The sequence below is a fragment of the Caballeronia sp. AZ10_KS36 genome (assembly GCF_023631105.1).
Classification (GTDB): Bacteria; Pseudomonadota; Gammaproteobacteria; order Burkholderiales; family Burkholderiaceae; genus Caballeronia.
Window position 1 is genome coordinate 458178 of the sequence record NZ_JALQDQ010000025.1, and the last position, 21201, is coordinate 479378.

A 21201-nucleotide genomic window follows, 5' to 3' on the forward strand; every position below is an offset into this window, starting at 1 on the left:
CCCTCGCAGCGTGGACGACCGCCTATACTGAAGTCAGCGCCTTCATGCCAGGAGGACGCCATGACACGCATGTACATCGATTGCCGCGAGTGCTCGAGCGACAGCAACTGCACGATCGCACTGGCGGCCGACTCCGAAGGCGAATTGATGCAAGCCGCCGTGCAACATGCGGTGAGCATGCATCAGCACGAAGATTCGCCGGAACTGAGAGCGGAACTGAGGAAGTTCTTTCACGAGGGCACGCCGCCGCTCGAAAGGCCGTCCGCATAGGACGTGAGGCAGTTGATTTCCGCCAGCTAGCGTTTCTTGGCGCGCTAGGCGGTAGAGCTTTGTCGTTTGATAGGAGAAGACGCGGAAAGCAGCGATGCTGCCGCTAGCTTACGGGCAGCCGGTGCGCCGCTCGCTGCGGCTGAATCGTTGACGCGAACGCCAGTCTTCCGAGCGCAGCACGTGTTCGCCGTCCTCGCGGGCTTCGTCCTCGGAATCGAAGCCCTCGTCGCTATAGGCGACCACCTTCATGCCGCCGCCTGCGGCGCGCTCTACGGTGATGCCCCAATGCCACCCGCCTTCCTGGTGGAAGATATGCAGCGTGGGCTTCGACGGTCCGGTCAGATCCATACATGCGGCTCCTTCAAGTTGACGTCCGTAAGGCTTGCTGCCTTGCCTAGACGAACGCCCTTGATGTCGGGCGCTTCTCTTTGCGTTGCCCGTACGCGGAAATCGTTCAGGGCACTGTTACTCTAACGAGGGGCTTGAGCACCCGCTTAAGACAGCATACTCAATCACATGTTGCATTGCAACACGGGCTTTCCCCGATCGTGTGTTCGCGAGACGACGCCTCGTCGACGAAAGGCGAATGGAAGCGATCCTTTCCTTGCAGAAGTCATCGGACTGTCACGTTAGCGCGCGCCGGTGACATTCGGCGTTGTGTCCTAGAATGAGTAAGCCGTCATCAGCGGCGTAGGAGGGACTCATGAACGCTACTTCCCGAATCATGCTCGGCGCGCTCGCTGCGTGCTGGGCCGCGTCTGCATTCGCGCAGCCGCTCGCCGACGATCCTTCCGCGCCCAAGACACGCGCGCAGGTGCGTTACGAACTGCACGCGTGGATCGCTGCCGGCTACGATCCGAACGACTGGATCAATTATCCGGACAATGCCATGGGCGCGGGCCGCATCGTGGCGCAGCGACGAGCCGACGCGCCGCCCACGACGCACTGAAGCGGCGCGCGTAACCGCGCTCATGCAGCCGGCTCATGCAGCCGGCTCAGGCAGCCGGCTTCGGGCCGCGCAAGATGCGCCGCGCGATGCTCCAGCGATGCACTTCGGACGGGCCGTCGTAGATTCGGAACGCGCGCATGTCCGCGAAGATGCGCGCGACGACCGTCTCGTGTGTGACGCCCTGCCCGCCCAGCACCTGCACGCAACGATCGACGACGCGCCACAGCGCCTCCGACGAAACGACCTTCGCGATGCTCGACTCGTGCTTGCCGAGCACGCCCTGATCCAGCACCCACGCGCAATGCCAGATGGCCAGGCGCGTGACGTGCAGGTCCATCTCGTTGTCCGCCAGCATGAAGCCGACGCCTTCGTGCTCGCCTAGCGCCTTGCCGAACGCCTGACGCTGCCGCGCATAGTCGCTCGCGACGTCATGCGCGCGGCGGGCCGCACCGAGCCAGCGCATGCAGTGCGTGAGACGCGCGGGCGACAAACGCACCTGCGCATAACGGAAGCCTTCGCCTGGTTCGCCCAGCACGTTCGACGCCGGCACGCGCAGGCCGTCGAAACGCACGACGCCGTGGCCGCCGGGAAAGCACGTGTCGAGCGAATCCATCGCCCGTTCGATGACGATGCCGGGACTCGACATGTCCGCGAGAAACATCGTGGCCGGGCCGTCCGCGAACTTCGCCATGATGATCGCGACTGACGCGCCCTCGGCGCCCGTGATGAACCACTTGCGGCCGTGAATCACGTACTCGTCGCCGTCGCGCGTGGCGGTGGTCTGGAGCATCGCCGGGTCCGCGCCGGCGCCGGGCGACGGCTCGGTCATGCAGAAGCACGAGCGGATCTCGCCCGCCGCGAGCGGACGCAGCCAGCGTTCCTTCTGCTCGGGCGTCGCGATGGCTTCGAGCAGATGCATGTTGCCCTCGTCGGGTGCCGCGATATTCAGCGCGACGGGGCCGAGCGGCGAATAGCCCGCTTCCTCGAACAGAATCGCCTTCGCGACATGACCGAGCCCGAGCCCGCCGAACTCCGGTGAGATGTGGCTCGACAGCAAACCCGCCTTGCGGCCCTTCGCGATCAGTTCGGCGCGTAGCTCTTCGTTCGGCCCGTGCGGCGTGCAGCGCGGATCGCGCTCCATCGGCACGATTTCATCGGCGATGAACGCGCGCACCCGCGCCTGCAATTCGGTCAATTCCGGCGAAAGCGAAAAATCCATCGGCATCCTCGGTCGTTAGTGGAGCATGCGAGCTTAATCGTGCGCGCCGCTTTCGTCATTCAGGCATTGCGTCATTCATCGTATTCGCTGTATTTGCGCGCGTCGCCGCGGACCTTGTGCGCCGGATACTTCGCGCGATTGAGCGCCATCTTTTCCAGCAACGCCTGATGCAGATCCACATCGAGCGCGTCGGCAAGCATCACGAGATAAGCGAGCACGTCGGCCATCTCGTGACGAATGGCGCGGAGCTTCGCGTCGTCGAGTTCGGCCCTGTCGCCCGTCTGAAGCCACGTGAAGGGCTCCAGCAACTCGCTCGCCTCCACGCTCAGCGCCGCCGCGAGATTCTTCGGCGCATGAAAGCGGCGCCAGTCACGTTCGTGCACAAACTCGCGCAGCATGTCGCGCATGGCGACGAGTTCACTCCGAGATCCTTCCATCACGTCCTCGACTCATTGCTCATTGCTCATTACTCATCGGTCATTGCGCCGGATAAAGGCCCAGCGTGCGCGCATGCAGGCGCGCGAGGCCGAGCAGCGCGTCGGTGAATGGCGTCGGCACGCCGGTCATCGCGCCAAGTTCGCGCACCGACGCGACGAGCGCATCCAGTTCGACGGCCTTGCGCGCTTCGACGTCCTGCAGCATCGACGTCTTCATCGCGCCCAGTTTCGCCGTGACGGCATGCCGGTCCGCCGGCTCCTGCTCGATGGGAATGCCGAAGCGCGCGCCGATCTCCTTCGCCTCCAGCATGATGCGCGTGACGAAGCCACGCACGAGATCGTCGCCGAGAATGCGGTCGGTGGTGGCGCCGGTGATGGCGCTGATCGGGTTCATCGTCATGTTGCCCCACAGCTTGAACCACACGTCGCGCTGAATGTGCGGCGAAGCGGACGCGTCGAAGCCCGCCCGCGCAAAAAGCGATACGAGCGAATCGACGCGCGCGCTCGGCTTGCCGGTCGCCTCGCCCAGAATCAGCCCGTTGCCCTGATGGTGCCGGATGACGCCCGGCGCTTCTACGAAGCAACTCGCGTGAACGACGCAACCGACCGTCTGCGCGCTCGGTATCGCGGCGGCAATCGTGCCGTGCGGGTCGACCGAGGAGAGTCGCTTGCCGGCGAACGCATCGCCTAAGCCCTCGCAAAACCACCACGGCACGCCGTTCATGGCGGTGAGCACCGTGGTCCGCGCGCCCAGTAACGGCGCGATGTGCGCGGCCACGGACGCCATCGCCGGCGCCTTGACGGCGACCACAACCAGGTCTTGTTCCCCGAGTGCTTCGGGCGCATCGCTCGCGCGGACCGGCGCCGTATGCGTCGCGTCCTTCTCGACGAGTTGCAGGCCGCGCGTGGTGAGCGCATCCAGCGTCGCGCCGCGCGCGACCACGCTGACATCGCAGCCCGCTTGCGCGAGCCTCACGCCCATCCATCCGCCGATTGCGCCCGCGCCGTAAATGCATACCTTCATCTTGTCGTCCCCGCCACTGGTTGGTCGCCCATTGTAAGAGCGGATTGAATTCATCCGCGGGTGACGCTCAAACGGTCCAATCTATGAGTCGCAAAACGCATTTCAAGAGTCGCCGGACGAATAAAAAATGCGCTTGAAAATGCAGTCCGGCTTATTGAAAAGAGCCTCTCCGCACCTATTTTTCGATCCGAGGGCAGCGACGCTCGACCGCCCTGCCCACAAGGATCAACGCACTGTGCCGGCCTGGATGCGGCCGCATTTTCGGAGACTGAATCATGAGTGACTTCTACTTTGGCGGCGACGTGTTCGCGGAACTGGATCGCATGCAGCGGCAAATGTCGACGCTGTTCGGCAACCTGCCGTCGAGCATCCGGACGAGCCGCGCGGATGTCTTCCCGCAATTGAATATCGGCAGCACGGACGAGGCCGTCGAGATCGTCGCGTTTGCGCCGGGCGTGGATCCCGCATCGCTCGATGTGACCGTGGACAAAGGCACGCTCACGATCAGCGGCGAGCGGAAGGCCGAAACGCTGACCGAAGGCGCGCGCACTTATGCGAAAGAGCGCTTCACCGGCAGCTTCCGCCGCGTGATCGAACTGCCGCAGAACGCGGACACCGACAAGGTGCAGGCGCGCTACGAGAACGGCACGCTGTCCATCACAGTCGGCAAGCGCGAAGCGTCCAAGCCCCGCGCCATCACCATTCAGTAATCCAGCATTCGGGAGCTCACGATGAACGACACCACTCAACTGACGCAGCGCAACGAAGGCGACGTGACGCGCAAGAACGAAGACACCGCGCGCCGCGCGAGCATCACGCCCGCGGTCGATATCGTCGAAGACAGCCATGGCATCACGCTTTGGGCCGACCTGCCCGGCGTGCCGCGCGAAAAGCTGGACGTGAAAGTGCATGACGCGCGGCTCTATATCGAAGCCGAAGCGGTGGTCACCGCGCAAGCCGGCTTGCGCGTGCATCACGCTGAAGTGCGCGCGCCGCGTTTCGCTCGCGCCTTCACCGTCAGCGACGACTTCGACACCACGAAGATCGACGCGAATCTGACGAACGGCGTGCTCAAGCTCACGATTCCGCGCCGTGAAGAAGCGCGTCCGCGTCGTATCGAAGTGCGCGCGAGCTAAAGCGAATCTTTAGCAGCAACGCAATGCTTCAACCGAATGGCCGCGAATTTCGCGGCCGTTTTTTTAGCGCATGCTTAACGCCTCTATAATCTTCCGCGGCAGTCCGAGAACTATTCAAACTCATCGCTAGGAAGAGACGAACGTGAAGACGCTGTTGAAGGTGTTGTTGAGTTCCATGCTGGCCGTGTCCATCGGCGCGCATGCGAAAGACTGGTCCACGATCCGGTTCGGCGTCGATGCCAGTTATCCGCCCTTCGAATCGAAAGCGCCCGACGGCCAGCTCGTCGGCTTCGATATCGATGTCGGCAACGAACTGTGCCGCCGTCTCGACGCAAAGTGTGTATGGATCGAAAACGCCTTCGACGGCATGATTCCCGGCCTCAAGGCGCGCAAATTCGACGGCGTGCTCTCCACCATGTCGATGACGCCGGCGCGCGTCAAGCAGATCGCATTCTCCAGCAAGCTCTTTCATGTGCCGACGCGGCTGGTCGCGAAGCGCGACTCGAAGATTCAGCCGACGGCGGAATCGCTTGCGGGCAAATCGGTCGGCGTCGAACAAGGCTCCATGCAGGAGAGCTACGCGAAGGCGCATTGGGGCGCCAAAGGCGTGACGGTCGTATCGTATGCGGATCAGGATCAGGTCTATGCCGACCTGCTCGCCGGCCGTCTCGACGCATCGCTGCAAAACGCGGTGCAAGCCGAACGCGGCTTTCTCGACACGCCGCGCGGCAAGCCGTTCGCTTTCGCCGGCCCGGCTCTCGAAGACAGCGCGATCTTCGGCCCCGGCACCGCAATCGGCCTTCGCAAGGAAGACACCGATCTGAAAGAGAAGCTCGACGGCGCGATCGCCGCGATGATCAAGGACGGCACATACAAGCGCATCGAGCAGAAGTACTTCGACTTCGATATCTACGGCGAATAAGCATAAGAAAGCAGTCGGCGCGAGCGCGCGGTAGGCCTCGCGGCAACACATGCGTTGGCGCGCCGATGGCTTTTTTTCACGCACGTCATGCTGAAAATTACACGTCGCCCGCCGGCACGCTGGGAATCTGCGTGGTCGAAGCATCGGCATAGTGTTTGCATGCCCGGCAACGCACAGAGAGACTGTTTCCGGGGGCATCATGCATCATTCGATCGAACCTCACGAGCTCGGCAAGGTTGATCTCGCGCACTTTCAGATCGTGCAAGTGTCGGACGGCACGCATACCGTCGTGCTCTGGGAAGCGCCGGAGCCGGACACGCTGGTGCCGCTGCACGCACGCGCCGCCACACTCACCATTCGTCTGTGCGATCCGCTCAACCCCGTGCGCAGAAAAGACGTGTGCGAGCGCTTGCAGGCGCACCTCGCGGCATCGCGGGGACGCAAGAGCGCAGCGCGGCCGCGCACGCATCTGCATCGACTGAGCGCGAGTCCGCGCGCCGCTCTGTAGCCGCTAAAGCGACTTGCCGAGAAAAGTCCACAGCGCGTCGTCGAGCGAATACGGCACGTTGAAGCGAAAGCACGCGCTCGGTGCATCGCCGGGCCGGAAATACGAACCCGGCGCGAGCCAGATGCCGTGTTCGAGCGCGCGCGTCGCGACATCGCTCGCATGCGATGGATCGATCGGCAACTCCGCCCACACGAAAAGACCCGCACGCGGACGGCGGAACAACGTGGCGCCGAGCGCATCCATGCGCTGCTCGACGACCGCATGCGCGTCCTTCAGCTTGTCGATCACGAATTCGACGTGCCGCGCATAGCGCCCTTCCGTCAGCACCTTCTCGACGATGCGCTCCGTCGCCTCCGACGACGTGAGGCCCACCGCCATCTTCGTGCGCGCCAGTTCGCGCAGCACGTCGCGCTCGGCGACGACATAGCCGCAGCGCAGCGACGGCGTGATCGTCTTGGCGAAGCCGCCGACATACACGACGCGGCTCAATCCTTCCAGCGCCGCGAGCAACGGCGCGCCGGGCGGCGCGAGCTCGCGGTTCACATCGTCTTCCACGACCCACAGGCCATGCCGCTCCGCGATCTGCATCAGGCGGAACGCCGACGCCATGCTGAACGTCGCGCCGGTCGGATTCTGCAGCGTCGTGTTGAGAAAGACGGCCTTCGGACGATGCTCCGTCACGATGCGCTCGAAGACGTCGGTGTCGATACCCGCGACGGTGCGCGGCACGCCATGCACGTTCAGGCCGGCAAGCCTGAGAATCTGCAGCAGATTGCAGTAGCCGGGATCTTCGACGACCACGGCATCGCCGGGACGCAGCAACGTGCGCACGATCAGATCGAGCGCCTGCGTCGCGCCGCTCGTCAACAGCACGTTGGGTGTGGCATCGACCGGCAAGCCGTGACGGTCCAGTTGCTCGGCAATGCGCTCGCGCAGCGGCGCGAAGCCGTACGGATGCCCGTAATCCGCGATGCGCGCCGCCGGCACGCGGCTCACCGCGCGCAGCGCGTGGTGCAGCCCGCTTTCGTTGACCCATTCGTTCGGCAGCCAGCCGCAGCCCGATTTGATCGGCACCGAATGGTCCGCGAAGACATCGGAAAGCAGCCATGTCGCCGTGAGGCTCGGCGGCTGCCATTCGACCGAGCGGGCCCGCGCGCGCGGCCCGCGCACGGCCACGCGATACCCCGAGCCGCGCCGCGCGGTGACTAGGCCCATCGACACGAGCCTGCCGTACGCTTCGGTCACGGTGAACGTGCTCAGGCGCTCGGTTTCGGCAAGACGCCGCACCGAAGGCAACAGCGCGCCCGCGCGCAACGTGTCCGACTCGATGGCGGATGAAAACGCGCGCACGAGTTGCTCGACGAGCGTCGGCGCCTGCCGCGAGCCGCGTTCCAGGTTGAGTTCGATCATCGGTTCAATCGGCCAAGGTAATCAGCCAAGGTCTGCCAGCACAGTTCGCCCCATTTTGCCAGCACAGTTGGCAGCGCGGTGAAGCAACTGTCTATGCCGCGCAAAATTGCGTCGACATACAGTGACCGTTCTTTCGAGGAGAGACCTAGCCATGAACGCCCGCCCCGTCATCGACGACCTGTCGTCTTTCTGGATGCCCTTCACCGCGAATCGCCAGTTCAAGGCCGCGCCGCGGCTTCTGGAAAGCGCCAAAGGCATGTACTACCGGTCGACCGACGGCCGCGAAGTGCTCGACGCCTGCGCGGGGCTGTGGTGCGTGAACGCCGGTCATTGCCGCGAGGAAATCGTCGAGGCCGTGCAGAAGGCGCTCGGCACGCTGGATTTCGCGCCGACGTTCCAGATGGCTCACCCGCTAGCGTTCGAAGCCGCGACGAAAGTGGCCGGACTGATGCCCGACGGCCTCGACCGGATCTTCTTCACGAACTCGGGCTCGGAGTCGGTCGACACGGCGCTCAAGATCGCCATCGCCTACCACCGCGCGCGCGGCGAAGGCCAGCGCACGCGGCTGATCGGACGCGAGCGCGGCTATCACGGCGTGGGCTTCGGCGGCATTTCGGTCGGCGGCATCGCGCCGAACCGCAAGACGTTCTCGGGCGCACTGCTGCCTTCGGTCGATCATCTGCCGCATACGCACGATCTCGCGCACAACGCGTTCTCGAAAGGCCAGCCGGCGTGGGGCGCGCATCTCGCGGACGAACTGGAGCGCATCGTCGCGCTGCACGATGCATCGACGATCGCGGCGGTGATCGTCGAACCGGTAGCGGGCTCCACCGGCGTGCTGATTCCGCCGCAAGGCTACTTGCAGAAGCTGCGCGAAATCTGCACGAAGCACGGCATTCTGCTGATTTTCGATGAGGTCATCACCGGCTTCGGGCGTCTCGGCAAGGCGACGGCCAGCGAGTTCTTCGGCGTGACGCCCGACCTCATCACCATGGCGAAGGCGATCAACAACGCGTCCATTCCGATGGGCGCGGTCGCGGCGCAGCGCACGGTGCACGACACGATCATCGATGCGGGCGCGGCCAATGCCATCGAACTCTTTCACGGCTACACGTACTCGGCGCATCCGGCCGCGACGGCTGCGGCCATCGCTACGCTCGACCTCTACGTGCGCGACAAGCTGTTCGACCGCGCGGCATCCAAGTCTCCGGCGTTCGAAAGCGCGGCGCATGCGCTGCGCGACGCGCCGCACGTGAAGGACATTCGCAATCTCGGGCTCGTCGCGGGCATCGAACTCGAACCGCGCGACGGCGCGCCCGGCGCGCGCGCCTACGAAGCGTTCGTCAAGTGCTTCGAGGCAGGCGTGCTCGTGCGCTATACCGGCGATACGCTGGCGTTCTCGCCGCCGCTCATCATCGAAGACGATCAGATCGACCGTATCTTCACGACGGTGAGAGAAGTGCTCGCGACGGTGCAATAGAAGATGAGACGATCGCGCGTTTCGTTGAGACGCGCGCGCATTCACGGCGGCGCTGCTCCGGCCTACAGTTGACTCAAGCCATTCAGATGGCTCACCAACGAACCGGAGCACACCATGTCACGTCTTTCCCAAGTCAACGTCAACGAAGCCACCGGCAAGACCGCCGAACTCTTCAGCGCCATCAAGAAGGCCGCGGGCCGCGTGCCGAACGCGTATGCCACCATCGGCACGCATAGCCCGGCGGCGCTCGGCGCGGCGCTATCGAACGATGCCGTGCTCGCGAAGAGCAGTCTCGACAAGGCCGATGCCGAAGCCATCAAGCTCGCCGTCAGCGAACTGGCGGGTTGCGATTACTGTGCCGCTGCGCATACGGTCGTCGGCAAGATGGTCGGGCTCACGCAAGCCGAGACGCAGCAGATCCGCGCGGGCGACGCGACCGGCAATGCGAAGCGCGATGCCCTCGTGCGCTTCGTGCGGCAAGTGGCGGATTCGCGCGGCACGGTGGATGCCCGCGTGCTCGCCGATGTGCGAGAAGCAGGCTATAGCGAGGCGCAAGTCATCGACGCGCTGTTCGCGATGAGCGTCATCAACTTCACGAATCTCGTCAACCGCGTGAACGACACGACGCTCGACTTTCCCGCGCTCGTCTAAGGGTTCGAGGACTTCGTGAACCGGTCGATCACCGCGCTGACCAGATCGACCGGGACCGGAAACACAATCGTCGAATTCTTGTCGCCGGCGATCGTCGTCAGCGTTTGCAGATAGCGCAGCTGCATCGCCTGCGGCGCCTGGGCGAGCATCTGCGCGGCCTGCAACAGCTTTTCCGATGCCTGCAATTCGCCTTCCGCATGAATGATCTTCGCGCGACGCTCGCGCTCGGCTTCGGCCTGGCGGGCGATCGCGCGAATCATCGTCTCGTTGATATCGACGTCCTTGATCTCGACGTTCGACACCTTGATGCCCCACACGTCCGTCTGCGCGTCGAGCACGCGCTGGATGTCGCTGTTCAGGCGCTCGCGCTCGGACAGCAATTCATCCAGTTCGTGCTTGCCGAGAATCGCGCGCAGCGTCGTCTGCGAGAGCTGGCTCGTCGCGTCGAAATAGCGCGCGACCTGAATCACGGCTTTTTCCGGATCGACCACGCGAAAGTAGACGACCGCGTTTACCTTCACCGAGACGTTGTCGCGCGTGATGACGTCCTGCGGCGGCACGTCGAAGACGACCGTGCGCAGGTCCATGCGCACGACCTGCTGCACGACCGGAATGATGAGCACGAGCCCCGGCCCTTTCACCTTCCAGAAGCGCCCGAGCATGAACACGACGCCGCGCTCGTACTCGCGAAAAATGCGCACCGCCGACGCGAGCAGAAAAACGACGAGCGCGAGGACGATGCCGCCGAAACCAAAAGTCAGCCCCATGTTTTCTAGCCTCGTTCAAGCTGCATGGTGATGTGATTCGTCGAACGGCTCGACGGTCAGCGTGAGTCCGTCGCGCGCGGTCACGCGCACGCGCGCGCCCTGCCCCGGCAAAGCAGCGGCCGATGCCGGCTGCACGCGCCAGCGTTCGCCCTGCACGCGCGCCCAGCCGACGCCTTCGCCGCCCTCCAGCATCACGCCGATGCTGCCGAGCATGGCCTCGCCGCCGCTGACGACGGGCCGCCTGCGCGCCTTCAACGCGAGCCCCGACACCGCGAACACGAAGACCGCCGAAAACAGCGCGAGCGCCGCCACAAGGCCCGGTGGAACGCCGAAGCCGGGCACGTCGGTATCCACGAGCATCAGCGCGCCGATGGCGAACGCGACGATGCCGCCGATGCCGAGCGTGCCGAACGTCGGCAAGAACGCCTCCGCGACGAGACAGCCGATGCCGAGCATCAGCAAGCCGAGGCCCACGTAGCTCACCGGCAGCAATTGCAGCGCGAACAGGCCGACGAGCAGGCAAATGGCGCCCGCGACGCCCGGCAGCACGTAACCGGGATTCGCGAACTCGAAGAAGAGGCCGTACATGCCGATCATCATCAGTATCAGCGCGACGCTCGGGTCCGTGATCGCCGCGAGAAAGCGGCTGCGCCAGTCGGGCTGGAACGCGACGACGCTCGCCTCGCGCGTCGCCAGCACGCGCTCGCCCTGCGCCGTGCGCACGCGGCGGCCGTCGAGTTTGGCAAGCAGATCGGGAATGTCGGTCGCGGTGAGGTCGATCACCTTCTGCGCAAGCGCCTCGTTGGCCGAGAGCGCGACGGCCTCGCGCACCGCGCGTTCGGCCCACTGCGCGTTGCGCCCGCGCAGTTGCGCGAGGCCGCGGATATACGCGGCGGCGTCGTGGACCTGCTTGCGCGTTTCGGTCGATGCCCCTTCCGCCGCGCCCGACGCGCCCGACGCCGCGCGCTCCGCTCCACCGGCGCCAAGCTGGATCGGCGTGGCCGCGCCGAGATTCGTGCCGGGCGCCATCGCGGCGATATGCGCGGCGTACACGATATACGTGCCCGCGCTTGCCGCACGCGCGCCGCTCGGCGCGATGTACGCCGCGACCGGCACCGGCGAAGCGAGGATCGCCTGAATGATGGCGCGCATCGAGAGATCGAGGCCGCCGGGCGTGTCAATCCGGAGGACGGCGAGTTGCGCGCGCTCGTCTGCGGCGCGCGCAAGCGACCGCACGACGAAATCCGCGCTCGCCGGGCCGACCGCGCCGGTCAGCGGAATCACGACGACGGGCGCGGCAGCTTCCGCGTGAAGCGGGAACACGGCGAACGCCAGCACTAGCAAGAGGCGTTGGACGAACGGCAGGAGCCGGTCAGCGGGTATCGTTCTCATCATCGGCAATCGCCGGCCGAGGCCGGCGTCGCGCAGGGTCTCGCTTTCAGCTTAGGCGATAGAACCGTCGTGCGGTCGATGATCTTCTCGACGTCCGCCGTCTCGCTCAAGCCCGCCACGAACCGCGCGCGGTCGAAGTCCGGCGAGACGCAGCCGTCCACGTAGACGAAGCGGCGCTGCAGCGTGAGCCACAGGCTCGTCTTGTCGCGCCATTGAAGCGATGCGTTCAGCGCGTTCAGACGGCGCGTGACGCTTTCGGCGATCTCGCGGTCGTAGTCGTAACTGTTCGGCAGACGGCAGCGGCCCGCGATCCAGCAACTGTTGCCGCGCTCGATGCGATAGTGCGCTTCAGCGAGCCATTCGGCTTCCGTTTCGAACGGGCCGCGCGGCGCGGGGCAATCGGCGATGGCGTTCGATACGTGCAGAAACGGGTCGTTGCCGCGATTGGCGAGCGTGTCGGCGTGGACGGCCAGCGCGTGCAGTGCCAGCAGTACTCCGAGCAGCGCGGTGGTCTTCGGTTTGCGCATGATCGTCCGATCGTGTGAACGGCACGCGCCAAGCATAGACCATCATCGCGCGAACCAGCCGTTACACTGGAACCCGCACTTTTCCTCGGATTCAAAACGACATGAAACAGGCACTTCACCATCTGACGCTCGCCACCGGCTCGCGCGGCCTGCACGAAGTCACGCGCGACATCGACCGCTGGATCGACCTGCAGGATATCCGCACGGGTCTGCTGACGGTGTTCTGCCGTCATACGTCGGCGTCGCTGCTGATTCAGGAAAACGCCGACCCGGACGTGCGCGCGGACCTCGAACGGTATTTCGAATCGGTCGCGCCGGAAGCGCCCGGCCGCTATATCCACGACGCCGAAGGCCCCGACGACATGCCCGCGCACCTGCGCACCGCGCTTACCACCGTGCAGCTTTCGATTCCGGTCGAAGCCGGCCGCATGGTGCTCGGCACGTGGCAGGGCATCTATGTGTTCGAGCATCGGGCCGCGCCGCATCACCGTGAACTCGTGTTGCATCTGATCGGCGAGTGACCGCGGGCTTCAGAGAGATCCGGCGCGGTCACGGTTTGATGATGGTCCGTCCGGCCAGCGCGCAGGTGTGATCCTGCAATTCTTCCGACGACGCGAGATTGCCGGGACCGACGTGATCGTTGAGCAGAAAGAACGCGGGCGCGCCGTCGCTGCGCTCGGCGCCCACGAGCAGCAAAGTCTGATCGCCCATGGAACCGCCTTCCTGCGCGACGGTGGCGGCCAGCAGCCTGAACGGATCGGTGCGCGACAAATCCGCGTCGTCGATGCGCAGCGCGCGATACCTGTGTCCACGAAGGCGCACGGGCAGCGGCGTCCAATGCGTGCGGATGCCCGGCCCCGCTTCGCGCAGCGCCTCTGCCACGTCATCCGCGAGGCAGTCGATATGGATATGCAATTGATTCTGCGTGCGTCCGCTCGCTGAATTGACCGCGAGCGACATCTCGTCGCGCGGCAAGCGGCGGCGCAGCGCGTCCTCGACGTAATGGCGCGCGTTCCACGCATCGCGCCAGTAGTTCGGCGCGTCCGGTTCCAGTAGCGCCGGACTTTCGATGCCGCTCACGCGCGCGGTCGGAATCAGCAGATATTGCGCGACGCCGACGATGTCCTTGAGCACCGCATAGCCGCCTGCGACGTTCACCTCGGCGCACGGCTGCTCGATGCGCGCGCCGTCGGCGGCGGGGACGCAGCGGTCATGGACGATCTGCCAGAGCGCATCGGAATTGGCCGCGCGCGCGGGCGAACACGCGAGGCCCAGCGCGACAGCGGCGCTGGCGAGGAGACACTTCGTGAAGATGTGCATCGGCAATGATCCGGGACGGAGACCCTAGCGTGCCGGATTATGCTTTCAGCCGCATGAAACTCCGCTGCGGCGGCCTCGCGCGTGCCGACCGCACAGCAAAAAGCGCCGGCTGCGATAACGCGGCGGGCGCTTTCTTTACTACGACTGCCCTGCTCCTGCTGCCCGCCGCGTGCCATCCGCTGCGGGATCACAGACTCCGGCTTAGTGGCCGAAGTAGACCGAGTTGCGATCCGACATCGTGACCGCTGCACGCGCGCCCGACTGGGTGTTGCCAGCGGTCGATGCGCCATACGACGTCGTTGCAACCGCGCCTTGCTCGGCGTTCACGCGCGCCTGGGCGGCTTGCAGGTTTTCCGGATAGTTCACGCGGTCTTGCGACGGGTTGTAGCCAGCCTTTTCCAACTGAGCCAGTTCGGCGCGAACCTGAGCGCGCGTCACGGGCGCATTGTTTTGCGCGAAGGCGAAAGTCGGAGCGGCCAGAGCCGAAGCGAGGACGAGAGCCGGAACGAAAGACTTGATCATGATGACCTCCAATAATCTTGTTTTGAAATCGACTGGAAATCGGAGAGCTTTTTAAGCGTTTTCTGATTTCCTTTCGCTTGCAAAGAAGTTTAGGAGGTCAAGGACCTAGGGGAAACCCCGATTCTCATGAAAGATCTTTGTTCAACGAGCAATAATCCAGGCACGAATCGAAGCTGATGACCGCTCCCGCCGTCACCGCGCCGCGACGTGTTCGAGCGCGACGCTCATCAACTCGCGCAGCAGCGGCTGGACGGCGCTGGCGCGGGTGTCGTCGTAGGCATAGGGCGACGTTTCTTCCATATACGTCACCTGCGTCAGTTCCAGTTGCACGGCGTGGATGCCGCGCGCCGGCTCGCCATAGCGCCGCGTGATGTAGCCGCCCTTGAAACGCCCATTGGCGACGCTGGTGTAACGCCCGTCACGCGATACGACCTCCGCCAGCCGCTCGGCAAGCCCCGGCGCCGCCGACGCACCGTCTGCCGTGCCGAAGTTGAAGTCGGGCAAGCGGCCTTCGAAGAAACGCGGCACGACCGAGCGGATGGAATGCGCTTCCCACAACAGCACGCGGCCGTGCGCTTCGCGCAGCGCGGCGAGTTCGCCGGCGAGCGCGTCGTGATACGGCTGCCAGTACAGCGCGCGACGCGCTTCGATCTGCTCGCGCGACGGCGCGTGCCCGGGCCGGTAAAGCGGCTCTTTCTCGAACGTATCGACCGGACAGAGACCCGTCGTGTCGCGGCCGGGGTACAGATTCGCGTCGTCGGGCGGGCGGTTCAGGTCGATCACGTAGCGCGCATATTCCGGCAGCAGGATCGACGCGCCCAACTCGCGCGCGAACGCATACAGCCGCTCCAGATGCCAGTCGCAATCGTCGACGCGCAGCGCCACCGGCGTCATCTCTTCGACGAGCGCCTCCGGAATGCGCGTGCCGCGATGCGGAATCGAAATCAAAAGCGGCGCGGTGCCGCGTTCCAGCGTGTAGATGGAGCAATCGTGAACGGTATCCATGTCTGCGGCTCCGGGAGTTGAACGTTACGCGAGCAGTTCGCCGAGCGCCGCGCGATAACGCGCGAGTGCCCGCTCTTCGCCGGCGTGGCGGCGGTCGGCGACGACCTTGCGGCCGCCGACGAACACGTCGCGCACCGGCGTCTGCCCATGCTCGCAGAAGACTGCGCTGGACAGCCACGCGTCGCAGGAAAGTCCGCCGATGCCGGGATGCGCTTCGTCCAGCACGATCCAGTCCGCGCGCATGCCCGCCGCGAGCGCACCGACGCGCCGCCCGGTCGCGCTCGCGCCGCCGTCGAGGGCGGCGTCGAAGAGACGGTCGGCGGGGCGCGTGTCGCGCGCCGACGCCAGCACGTTGCGCTCGCGACGCAGCAGCCGCTGGCCATATTCGAGTAGTCGCAGCTCGGAGCGCCAGTCGACGCCCACGTGACTATCGGAGCCGATGCCGAAGCGCCCGCCCGCATCCAGATAGTCGCGCGCCGCGAAGAAGCCGTCGCCGAGATTCGCCTCCGTCGTCAGGCAAAGGCCGGCGACCGCGCGGCTGTCAGCGAGGCCGCGGCATTCGCTCGCGTCCAAATGCGTGGCGTGGACGAGGCACCAGCGCGCATCCACGTCGAAGCGATCCAGCAGCCACTGCACCGGCCGCTGGCCGGTCGCGGCGACGCACGCATCGACTTCGGCAACCTGCTCGGCGATATGAATGTGCACCGGAGCGCGGTCGAAGCGGGCGTCGAAGCCTTCGAGCAGCGCCGCGAGCGACTCGCCCGAGACCGCGCGCAGCGAGTGCGGTGCGACGCCGTAACGCCGCGCGCCGTTCTCGGGCCGCGCACGGGCTAGCGTGTCGAGCATGTCGAGGAGGCTCTCGGGCGTATGCAGGAAGCGGCGCTGATCGTCGCGCGGCGCGGTCTTGCCGAAGCCGCCGTATTGATAGAGGACCGGCAGCATCGTGATGCCGATGCCCGCGCGCTCTGCCGCATCCACCACGCGCTCGGCCAGTTCCGCACGGTTCGCATACGGCGAGCCGTCCTGCGCGTGATGCACGTAGTGGAATTCGCAGACCGATGTGTAGCCCGCCTTCAGCATTTCGATGTAGAGCCAATGCGCGATGTCCGCCAACGCGCGCGGCTCGATCTTCGCGGCGAAGCGGTACATCAGGTCGCGCCAGCTCCAGAAGGTATCGGCGGCGCTTGCGCGATATTCGGTGAGCCCGGCCATCGCGCGCTGGAACGCGTGCGAATGCAGGTTCGGCATGCCGGGCAACACCGGGCCTTTCGCCCGCTCGACGCCTGCCGGAGCCGCGCTGTCCGGCTCGACGCGCGTGAGCGCGCCGTCGTCGCTCCACTCGATCCGCACGTTGCGCCGCCAGCCATCGGGCAAGCGCGCGTGGTCCGCGAAATAGAGATTCAAGCTCGTGTCTCCTCGATGCCGATACAAAGCCACGCGGCATCGCCCGCGGCTTCGACGATGCAAGTCCGCTCGATGCGCGCGGTATCGCCGGGATAAAGCATTGCGCGCGTTCCATCGGCGGATGCGATATTCAGGCTGCCGCTCGCGCAGTAGACGAACGTCAAGTCGTGCTCCTGCGCCAATTCATGACGCCCGGCGCGCCCGACGCACACGGACATGCGCGCCCGGTCCCGTCGGACCATCACGTTGAAGTCGCGCGTCGGCCCGTCTATGAGACTCGCGTGGATCGGCGTTTCGCCCGCGAAGCGCGCCATCGCGAGCGGTTCGTCGAGCCGATGCTCGCGGCCGCCCGCCTCAGTGAGCAGCATGCCCGCGCCGTCGAGCAGGACGAGCGCGCGATCCACGCCGGCAAAGGCCGAAAACGCGCCATCCGACGACACGTCCGCGACCGACAGCCGCCACGCGAACGCATCGAGCGATGCGCCCGGCGGCCCCGCCGCGATCTCGCGCGTGATGCCGCCGCCGTTCTTCCACGGCACGGCGATGAGCGAAGCCGCAGGAATGATCGTCACGTCAGAAGTGCCCGGTGAATTGATAACGGTCGCCGGGATGCCAGAGATTCGCGACCGATGCGACGGCATCCCGCGACCACGTGCGCCGATGCAGCAAGAGACAAGGCTCGTACTCGCCCATTGCGAGCGCCGCGCGGATTTCGGGCGACGGCACGGATGCCTCGATCCGGTACTCCACGCGCTGCAGCGGCGCGGCGATCATCAGGTACTGGTTCGGCGTGATCGTCGTGAAATCCTGCCGCGCGTACTCCGGCGCGAGCGCCGGGTTGACGTAACGTTCTTCGAGTTGCACCGGCTCGTCGTTCTCGAAGTGCAGCACGCGCGAATGAAACACCGGGCTGCCGAGCGCGAGCTGCATCTCGCCGGCGAGCGCCTCGTCCACGATGGATGCGCCCAGATGCAGCACCTGCGCGCGATACGCATGACCGCGCGCAGCGATTTCATCGGAAATGCTGCGAATTTCGACGAGCGTCGACGCGTACTTCGGCTGCGCGACGAAGGTTCCCGCGCCCTGTACGCGCGTCAGCACCTGTTCGGCCGTCAGTTCGCGCAGCGCCCGGTTCACGGTCATGCGCGCGACCTTGAACTCGCGCGCCAGCTCGTTCTCGGACGGCACCTGATCGCCCTCGCGCCACTCGCCGATGTGAATGCGCTGCAGGATATAGTCCTTGATCTCCTGATACGCGGGCGTGTTCATGCGCTCGCTTCCGCTTTCTCAGCGGCTTCGGATGCAAACGCGAACGGGCTGTGCCGCGCGATGGCGCCCTGCTCGACGAGCCTGGCGATGGCCGCGATATCCGGCGCGAAGTAGCGGTCGAGGTCGTAATGCGGCACGTGCGCGCGCAGCGTGTTCATCACCTCGATGAGCGGCGCGCTCGTCTTGTGCGGCGCGCGCAGATCGACGCCCTGCGCCGCCGCCAGCAGTTCGATGGCGAGAATGTTGGCCGTGTTGCTCGCGATATCGCCGAGCTTGCGGGCCGCGAACGTGGCCATGGAAACGTGGTCTTCCTGATTCGCCGACGTGGGCAACGAATCGACCGAAGCGGGATGCGCGAGCGTCTTGTTCTCGGAGGCGAGCGCCGCCGCCGTCACGTGCGCGATCATGAAGCCGGAGTTCACGCCGCCGTCGCGCACGAGGAACGGCGGCAGGCCGGAAAGCGTGGCGTCGATCAAGAGCGCGATGCGCCGCTCGGCCAGCGCGCCGATTTCAGCGGCGGCGAGCGCGAGATTATCGGCGGCGAAAGCAACCGGTTCAGCGTGGAAATTGCCGCCCGACAGCACTTCGCCGGTGTCGGGAAAGATCAGCGGGTTGTCGGAGACCGCGTTTGCTTCGATCAGAAGCACATCGGCGGCGTGGCGCATCTGGTCGAGGCACGCGCCCATCACTTGCGGCTGGCAGCGCAGGCTGTACGGGTCCTGCACCTTCTCGCAGTCCGCGTGCGACAGATTGATGCCCGAGCCGGCGAGCAGCGCGCGATACGCCGCCGCCGCGTCGATCTGCCCGCGATGCCCGCGCAATTCATGGATGCGCGCATCGAACGGCACCACCGAGCCCGCGGCCGCATCCACCGACAGCGCGCCTGCCACGAGTCCGGTGCGGAACAAATCTTCGATGGCGAACAGGTGGTACAGCGCCAGCGCCGCCGATGCCTGCGTGCCGTTGAGCAGCGCGAGCCCTTCCTTGGCCTGCAGCGTCAGCGGCTTCAGGCCCGCGACCGCGAGACCGTCGAGCGCGCTCGCGCGTTCGCCGCGAATGGTGACTTCGCCGATGCCGAGCAGCACCGTCGACATATGCGCGAGCGGTGAAAGATCGCCGGATGCGCCGACCGACCCCTTGACCGGGATGATCGGCAGCACGTCCGCGTTGAACAGCGTGATGAGCGCGTCGATCACTTCGCGGCGAATGCCCGAATGGCCGCGCCCGAGGCTCGACAGCTTGAGCGCCATGAGCAGCCGCACGACCGGGCGCGACATTGGCTCGCCCACGCCGACCGCGTGCGACAGCACGAGATTGCGCTGCAAAAGCTCCAGCTGGTCAGCGGGAATATGCGTGTTCGCGAGCCGCCCGAAGCCCGTGTTGATGCCATACGCCGGATCGCCCTTCGCGGCGATGGCCGCGACCGCGCGCGCGCTGGCGTCGATGGCGTCGAAGCTCGCGGGATCGAGCCGCAGAGAATCGGAGCCGCGCGCGATGCGGCGCAGTTGCGGCAGCGTGAGTTTTCCGGGCGTCAGCGTAATCATGTTTCATCCTGTCTATACAAGTCAGACGCCAGTCTAAACGGGCACAAACGGCGAAACAAGAGGCTTTCCGGGATTCCCCTTAGCTCGAACAGCGGATATAGGCGGCGCTTGTCTATACAGAACGCGCGATGCTCACAGCACTTTCTCCATCACGAACTGCACGAACCGCTGTCCGCGCACGACGACCGCGCGTGCCAGCAGCATCGTGAACCCGCAATATTCGAAGAACGGACGGCCCGTCGCGCTCGCGTAGGTGTGCAGCACCTGCATGCCCGCCTCGTCCGCCTCGGCCTCGATGCGCGCGAGCAGCGCGGTCGCCACGCCTTTGCGCTGGTGCTCCGGGTGGACGAACATCATGTCGATCAGGCCGTTGCGCTCCAGATCGGCGAATCCGGCAAGCTGGCCGCCGCTGAACGCGACCCACGTCGGACGGCTCGCGCGGGCAAGCGCCCATTCGTCGGGATCGGCCTGCGCCCAGACGTCGATCTGCTTTTGGTTGTAATCCGCCGATGCGGTCTCGCGCACCGAACGGAGAAACAGGTCGATCACGCCGTCGAGATCACTCGCCCGGTACGGTCTGATTTCGATTAGCGGGAACTCGGGCATGTCTTCACCTTCTGTATTGCGATAAAAATCGAGCCGCCGAAAGCGCGGCCAAGTGTCGGGCGTCTGAACGCGGGAAGAATTGTAGGAAACGGACGCGGGATAAAAGCCAAAAGGTGTCGCCAACGTATCGCCGATTAGCTCGCGACAGCCACCGTTGCGATGCCGAGCGCGGTCATCAGGAGCGACGCCCCGACGTGGATCGCGATTTCCGCCAGCGCCCAGCCGAGCCGCCCCTGCTGAAGATGCGCGACGACTTCCGCCGAGAACGTCGAGAACGTGGACAAGCCGCCCATCAGCCCGGTAATGACGAAAAGCCGCCACTCGACTGAGAGGTCCGGCATACGAGCAAAGAACGCAACCGCCACGCCGATGATGTAGCCCGCGATGACATTGGCCGCGAACGTGCCGAGCGGCAGGTTCGGAAAGATGGCGTTCAGGCGCAGGCCGAGCGCCCAGCGAAGCAGCGAGCCGAGGCCGCCGCCGAGTCCCACCGCGATGATCGACAGGTACATGTAGTTGTTCAGTTATCTTGATGAAAGAGCGGGCGGACCGACGTCATGCCCCGCGAGCCAGCCGTTCGATCAGTGCGGCGCGGCTCGGCTCGACGATCCAGCCCTGGCCGTGCCGCAGATGCGCCGTCCACGTGCCGTCGCGCCGGGCTTCCCAGCAGCCGGCTTCGTGGCCGTCGATGAACAGCGATCCGCGCATGACAAGCATGGGATCGGCGGGATCCAGCGTGGTGTCGTCGTTGTGTGCGAGCCTGACGTCGTGCATGAACTTCGCCTGCCGGGCATTGAATGGAGCGTGCCTGCTCAAGGGCTCCATTCTAACGATACTTC

General features: G+C 65.5%; 27 protein-coding genes. 9 read left to right on the forward strand and 18 right to left on the reverse strand.

Annotation, left to right across the window (positions count from 1 at the left end; genetic code table 11):
* Positions 1-60: 60 nt before the first annotated feature.
* On the forward strand, positions 61-270 hold the full coding sequence (locus tag NCR35_RS17530) for a DUF1059 domain-containing protein (RefSeq protein ID WP_250535355.1): 210 nt from the start codon (positions 61-63) through the stop codon (positions 268-270).
* Between the two features lie 108 nt (positions 271-378).
* Here the strand turns inward: NCR35_RS17530 and NCR35_RS17535 are convergent, their stop codons facing one another.
* Positions 379-618, reverse strand: coding sequence for a hypothetical protein (locus NCR35_RS17535; protein ID WP_250535356.1), 240 nt, complete (start codon positions 616-618; stop codon positions 379-381).
* Between the two features lie 355 nt (positions 619-973).
* Here NCR35_RS17535 and NCR35_RS17540 point away from each other — a divergent pair, with 355 nt between their 5' ends.
* Positions 974-1219 carry a DUF4148 domain-containing protein gene (locus NCR35_RS17540; protein WP_250535357.1) on the forward strand — a complete coding sequence of 82 codons (246 nt, stop codon included), beginning with the start codon at positions 974-976 and terminating at the stop codon, positions 1217-1219.
* 46 nt (positions 1220-1265) lie between these two features.
* Here the strand turns inward: NCR35_RS17540 and NCR35_RS17545 are convergent, their stop codons facing one another.
* From NCR35_RS17545 to NCR35_RS17555, 3 genes are all read right to left on the reverse strand, one after another.
* On the reverse strand, positions 1266-2438 hold the full coding sequence (locus tag NCR35_RS17545) for an acyl-CoA dehydrogenase family protein (protein WP_250535358.1): 1173 nt from the start codon (positions 2436-2438) through the stop codon (positions 1266-1268).
* Between the two features lie 71 nt (positions 2439-2509).
* The gene (locus NCR35_RS17550) at positions 2510-2875 is read right to left on the reverse strand and encodes a nucleotide pyrophosphohydrolase (protein ID WP_250535359.1); all 366 of its coding nucleotides are present in this window, start codon (positions 2873-2875) and stop codon (positions 2510-2512) included.
* A 40-nt stretch (positions 2876-2915) separates the two neighbouring features.
* Entirely contained in the window at positions 2916-3899 is a 984-nt protein-coding gene (locus NCR35_RS17555; protein WP_250535360.1) for a 2-dehydropantoate 2-reductase, read from the reverse strand.
* A gap of 275 nt (positions 3900-4174) precedes the next feature.
* Here NCR35_RS17555 and NCR35_RS17560 point away from each other — a divergent pair, with 275 nt between their 5' ends.
* From NCR35_RS17560 to NCR35_RS17575, 4 genes are all read left to right on the forward strand, one after another.
* Entirely contained in the window at positions 4175-4609 is a 435-nt protein-coding gene (locus NCR35_RS17560; protein ID WP_244849988.1) for an Hsp20/alpha crystallin family protein, read from the forward strand.
* A 21-nt stretch (positions 4610-4630) separates the two neighbouring features.
* On the forward strand, positions 4631-5035 hold the full coding sequence (locus NCR35_RS17565) for an Hsp20/alpha crystallin family protein (protein ID WP_250535361.1): 405 nt from the start codon (positions 4631-4633) through the stop codon (positions 5033-5035).
* A 142-nt stretch (positions 5036-5177) separates the two neighbouring features.
* Positions 5178-5957, forward strand: coding sequence for an ABC transporter substrate-binding protein (locus tag NCR35_RS17570; RefSeq protein ID WP_250535362.1), 780 nt, complete (start codon positions 5178-5180; stop codon positions 5955-5957).
* A gap of 199 nt (positions 5958-6156) precedes the next feature.
* A complete protein-coding gene (locus NCR35_RS17575; RefSeq protein WP_250535363.1) occupies positions 6157-6465 on the forward strand; it encodes a hypothetical protein in 309 nt (102 codons plus the stop codon).
* Between the two features lie 3 nt (positions 6466-6468).
* On the opposite strand, the gene NCR35_RS17580 is transcribed toward NCR35_RS17575, so the two are convergent.
* The gene (locus NCR35_RS17580; protein WP_250535364.1) at positions 6469-7875 is read right to left on the reverse strand and encodes an aminotransferase-like domain-containing protein; all 1407 of its coding nucleotides are present in this window, start codon (positions 7873-7875) and stop codon (positions 6469-6471) included.
* Between the two features lie 151 nt (positions 7876-8026).
* Between NCR35_RS17580 and aptA the strand changes: the two genes are divergently transcribed.
* Together aptA and NCR35_RS17590 are read left to right on the forward strand one after the other, a co-directional pair.
* Positions 8027-9355, forward strand: coding sequence for an omega-aminotransferase AptA (gene aptA / locus NCR35_RS17585; RefSeq protein WP_250535365.1), 1329 nt, complete (start codon positions 8027-8029; stop codon positions 9353-9355).
* 114 nt (positions 9356-9469) lie between these two features.
* A complete protein-coding gene (locus NCR35_RS17590; RefSeq protein ID WP_250535366.1) occupies positions 9470-10006 on the forward strand; it encodes a carboxymuconolactone decarboxylase family protein in 537 nt (178 codons plus the stop codon).
* On the opposite strand, the gene NCR35_RS17595 is transcribed toward NCR35_RS17590, so the two are convergent.
* Genes NCR35_RS17595 through NCR35_RS17605 form a run of 3 tightly spaced genes read right to left on the reverse strand, consistent with a single transcriptional unit; the run spans position 10003 to position 12692 of the window.
* Complete coding sequence (locus NCR35_RS17595; RefSeq protein ID WP_250535367.1) at positions 10003-10773, reverse strand: slipin family protein; 771 nt, start codon at positions 10771-10773, stop codon at positions 10003-10005. The genes NCR35_RS17590 and NCR35_RS17595 overlap by 4 nt on opposite strands.
* Before the next feature lie 15 nt (positions 10774-10788).
* Positions 10789-12168 (reverse strand): NfeD family protein, encoded by a 1380-nt coding sequence (locus NCR35_RS17600; protein ID WP_250535368.1) that lies wholly within the window; start codon positions 12166-12168, stop codon positions 10789-10791.
* Positions 12165-12692 carry a BON domain-containing protein gene (locus NCR35_RS17605; RefSeq protein WP_250535369.1) on the reverse strand — a complete coding sequence of 176 codons (528 nt, stop codon included), beginning with the start codon at positions 12690-12692 and terminating at the stop codon, positions 12165-12167. Before NCR35_RS17605 ends, NCR35_RS17600 begins: the two co-directional genes overlap by 4 nt.
* 101 nt (positions 12693-12793) lie before the next feature.
* Between NCR35_RS17605 and NCR35_RS17610 the strand changes: the two genes are divergently transcribed.
* On the forward strand, positions 12794-13213 hold the full coding sequence (locus NCR35_RS17610) for a secondary thiamine-phosphate synthase enzyme YjbQ (RefSeq protein WP_175941218.1): 420 nt from the start codon (positions 12794-12796) through the stop codon (positions 13211-13213).
* A 28-nt stretch (positions 13214-13241) separates the two neighbouring features.
* Here the strand turns inward: NCR35_RS17610 and NCR35_RS17615 are convergent, their stop codons facing one another.
* From NCR35_RS17615 to NCR35_RS17660, 10 genes are all read right to left on the reverse strand, one after another.
* On the reverse strand, positions 13242-14012 hold the full coding sequence (locus NCR35_RS17615; protein ID WP_250535370.1) for a CDP-diacylglycerol diphosphatase: 771 nt from the start codon (positions 14010-14012) through the stop codon (positions 13242-13244).
* Positions 14013-14213: 201 nt separating this feature from the next.
* Positions 14214-14531: a DUF4148 domain-containing protein gene (locus NCR35_RS17620; protein ID WP_250535471.1), complete on the reverse strand. Its 318-nt coding sequence runs from the start codon at positions 14529-14531 to the stop codon at positions 14214-14216.
* A 195-nt stretch (positions 14532-14726) separates the two neighbouring features.
* Complete coding sequence (hutG, locus tag NCR35_RS17625; RefSeq protein ID WP_250535371.1) at positions 14727-15539, reverse strand: N-formylglutamate deformylase; 813 nt, start codon at positions 15537-15539, stop codon at positions 14727-14729.
* A gap of 24 nt (positions 15540-15563) precedes the next feature.
* Positions 15564-16943: a formimidoylglutamate deiminase gene (locus NCR35_RS17630; protein WP_250535372.1), complete on the reverse strand. Its 1380-nt coding sequence runs from the start codon at positions 16941-16943 to the stop codon at positions 15564-15566.
* Positions 16940-17515, reverse strand: a complete 576-nt coding sequence (locus tag NCR35_RS17635; RefSeq protein ID WP_250535373.1) for a HutD/Ves family protein — start codon at positions 17513-17515, stop codon at positions 16940-16942. The genes NCR35_RS17630 and NCR35_RS17635 overlap by 4 nt, the downstream gene beginning before the upstream one ends.
* A gap of 1 nt (position 17516) precedes the next feature.
* Positions 17517-18212 (reverse strand): histidine utilization transcriptional repressor HutC, encoded by a 696-nt coding sequence (gene hutC, locus NCR35_RS17640; RefSeq protein ID WP_250535374.1) that lies wholly within the window; start codon positions 18210-18212, stop codon positions 17517-17519.
* Entirely contained in the window at positions 18209-19756 is a 1548-nt protein-coding gene (gene hutH, locus NCR35_RS17645) for a histidine ammonia-lyase (protein ID WP_250535375.1), read from the reverse strand. The genes hutC and hutH overlap by 4 nt, the downstream gene beginning before the upstream one ends.
* Before the next feature lie 132 nt (positions 19757-19888).
* Entirely contained in the window at positions 19889-20362 is a 474-nt protein-coding gene (locus NCR35_RS17650) for a GNAT family N-acetyltransferase (protein WP_250535376.1), read from the reverse strand.
* A gap of 134 nt (positions 20363-20496) precedes the next feature.
* Complete coding sequence (gene crcB, locus NCR35_RS17655) at positions 20497-20874, reverse strand: fluoride efflux transporter CrcB (RefSeq protein ID WP_250535377.1); 378 nt, start codon at positions 20872-20874, stop codon at positions 20497-20499.
* Between the two features lie 43 nt (positions 20875-20917).
* Positions 20918-21136 carry a hypothetical protein gene (locus tag NCR35_RS17660; RefSeq protein ID WP_250535378.1) on the reverse strand — a complete coding sequence of 73 codons (219 nt, stop codon included), beginning with the start codon at positions 21134-21136 and terminating at the stop codon, positions 20918-20920.
* Positions 21137-21201 lie beyond the last annotated feature (65 nt).

What these genes read in the sequence shown, in the direction of transcription:
- NCR35_RS17545 (WP_250535358.1), bottom strand. Translation starts at nt 2,438, where the DNA reads ATGGATTTTTCGCTTTCGCCGGAATTGACCGAATTGCAGGCGCGGGTG.
- NCR35_RS17660 (WP_250535378.1), bottom strand. Translation starts at nt 21,136, where the DNA reads ATGCACGACGTCAGGCTCGCACACAACGACGACACCACGCTGGATCCC.
- NCR35_RS17590 (WP_250535366.1), top strand. Translation starts at nt 9,470, where the DNA reads ATGTCACGTCTTTCCCAAGTCAACGTCAACGAAGCCACCGGCAAGACC.
- NCR35_RS17580 (WP_250535364.1), bottom strand. Translation starts at nt 7,875, where the DNA reads ATGATCGAACTCAACCTGGAACGCGGCTCGCGGCAGGCGCCGACGCTC.
- NCR35_RS17610 (WP_175941218.1), top strand. Translation starts at nt 12,794, where the DNA reads ATGAAACAGGCACTTCACCATCTGACGCTCGCCACCGGCTCGCGCGGC.
- NCR35_RS17530 (WP_250535355.1), top strand. Translation starts at nt 61, where the DNA reads ATGACACGCATGTACATCGATTGCCGCGAGTGCTCGAGCGACAGCAAC.
- NCR35_RS17615 (WP_250535370.1), bottom strand. Translation starts at nt 14,012, where the DNA reads ATGCACATCTTCACGAAGTGTCTCCTCGCCAGCGCCGCTGTCGCGCTG.
- aptA (WP_250535365.1), top strand. Translation starts at nt 8,027, where the DNA reads ATGAACGCCCGCCCCGTCATCGACGACCTGTCGTCTTTCTGGATGCCC.
- NCR35_RS17555 (WP_250535360.1), bottom strand. Translation starts at nt 3,899, where the DNA reads ATGAAGGTATGCATTTACGGCGCGGGCGCAATCGGCGGATGGATGGGC.
- NCR35_RS17650 (WP_250535376.1), bottom strand. Translation starts at nt 20,362, where the DNA reads ATGCCCGAGTTCCCGCTAATCGAAATCAGACCGTACCGGGCGAGTGAT.
- hutH (WP_250535375.1), bottom strand. Translation starts at nt 19,756, where the DNA reads ATGATTACGCTGACGCCCGGAAAACTCACGCTGCCGCAACTGCGCCGC.
- NCR35_RS17575 (WP_250535363.1), top strand. Translation starts at nt 6,157, where the DNA reads ATGCATCATTCGATCGAACCTCACGAGCTCGGCAAGGTTGATCTCGCG.
- NCR35_RS17535 (WP_250535356.1), bottom strand. Translation starts at nt 618, where the DNA reads ATGGATCTGACCGGACCGTCGAAGCCCACGCTGCATATCTTCCACCAG.
- NCR35_RS17605 (WP_250535369.1), bottom strand. Translation starts at nt 12,692, where the DNA reads ATGCGCAAACCGAAGACCACCGCGCTGCTCGGAGTACTGCTGGCACTG.
- NCR35_RS17600 (WP_250535368.1), bottom strand. Translation starts at nt 12,168, where the DNA reads ATGATGAGAACGATACCCGCTGACCGGCTCCTGCCGTTCGTCCAACGC.
- NCR35_RS17540 (WP_250535357.1), top strand. Translation starts at nt 974, where the DNA reads ATGAACGCTACTTCCCGAATCATGCTCGGCGCGCTCGCTGCGTGCTGG.
- NCR35_RS17560 (WP_244849988.1), top strand. Translation starts at nt 4,175, where the DNA reads ATGAGTGACTTCTACTTTGGCGGCGACGTGTTCGCGGAACTGGATCGC.
- NCR35_RS17595 (WP_250535367.1), bottom strand. Translation starts at nt 10,773, where the DNA reads ATGGGGCTGACTTTTGGTTTCGGCGGCATCGTCCTCGCGCTCGTCGTT.
- NCR35_RS17565 (WP_250535361.1), top strand. Translation starts at nt 4,631, where the DNA reads ATGAACGACACCACTCAACTGACGCAGCGCAACGAAGGCGACGTGACG.
- crcB (WP_250535377.1), bottom strand. Translation starts at nt 20,874, where the DNA reads ATGTACCTGTCGATCATCGCGGTGGGACTCGGCGGCGGCCTCGGCTCG.
- hutC (WP_250535374.1), bottom strand. Translation starts at nt 18,212, where the DNA reads ATGAACACGCCCGCGTATCAGGAGATCAAGGACTATATCCTGCAGCGC.
- hutG (WP_250535371.1), bottom strand. Translation starts at nt 15,539, where the DNA reads ATGGATACCGTTCACGATTGCTCCATCTACACGCTGGAACGCGGCACC.
- NCR35_RS17550 (WP_250535359.1), bottom strand. Translation starts at nt 2,875, where the DNA reads ATGGAAGGATCTCGGAGTGAACTCGTCGCCATGCGCGACATGCTGCGC.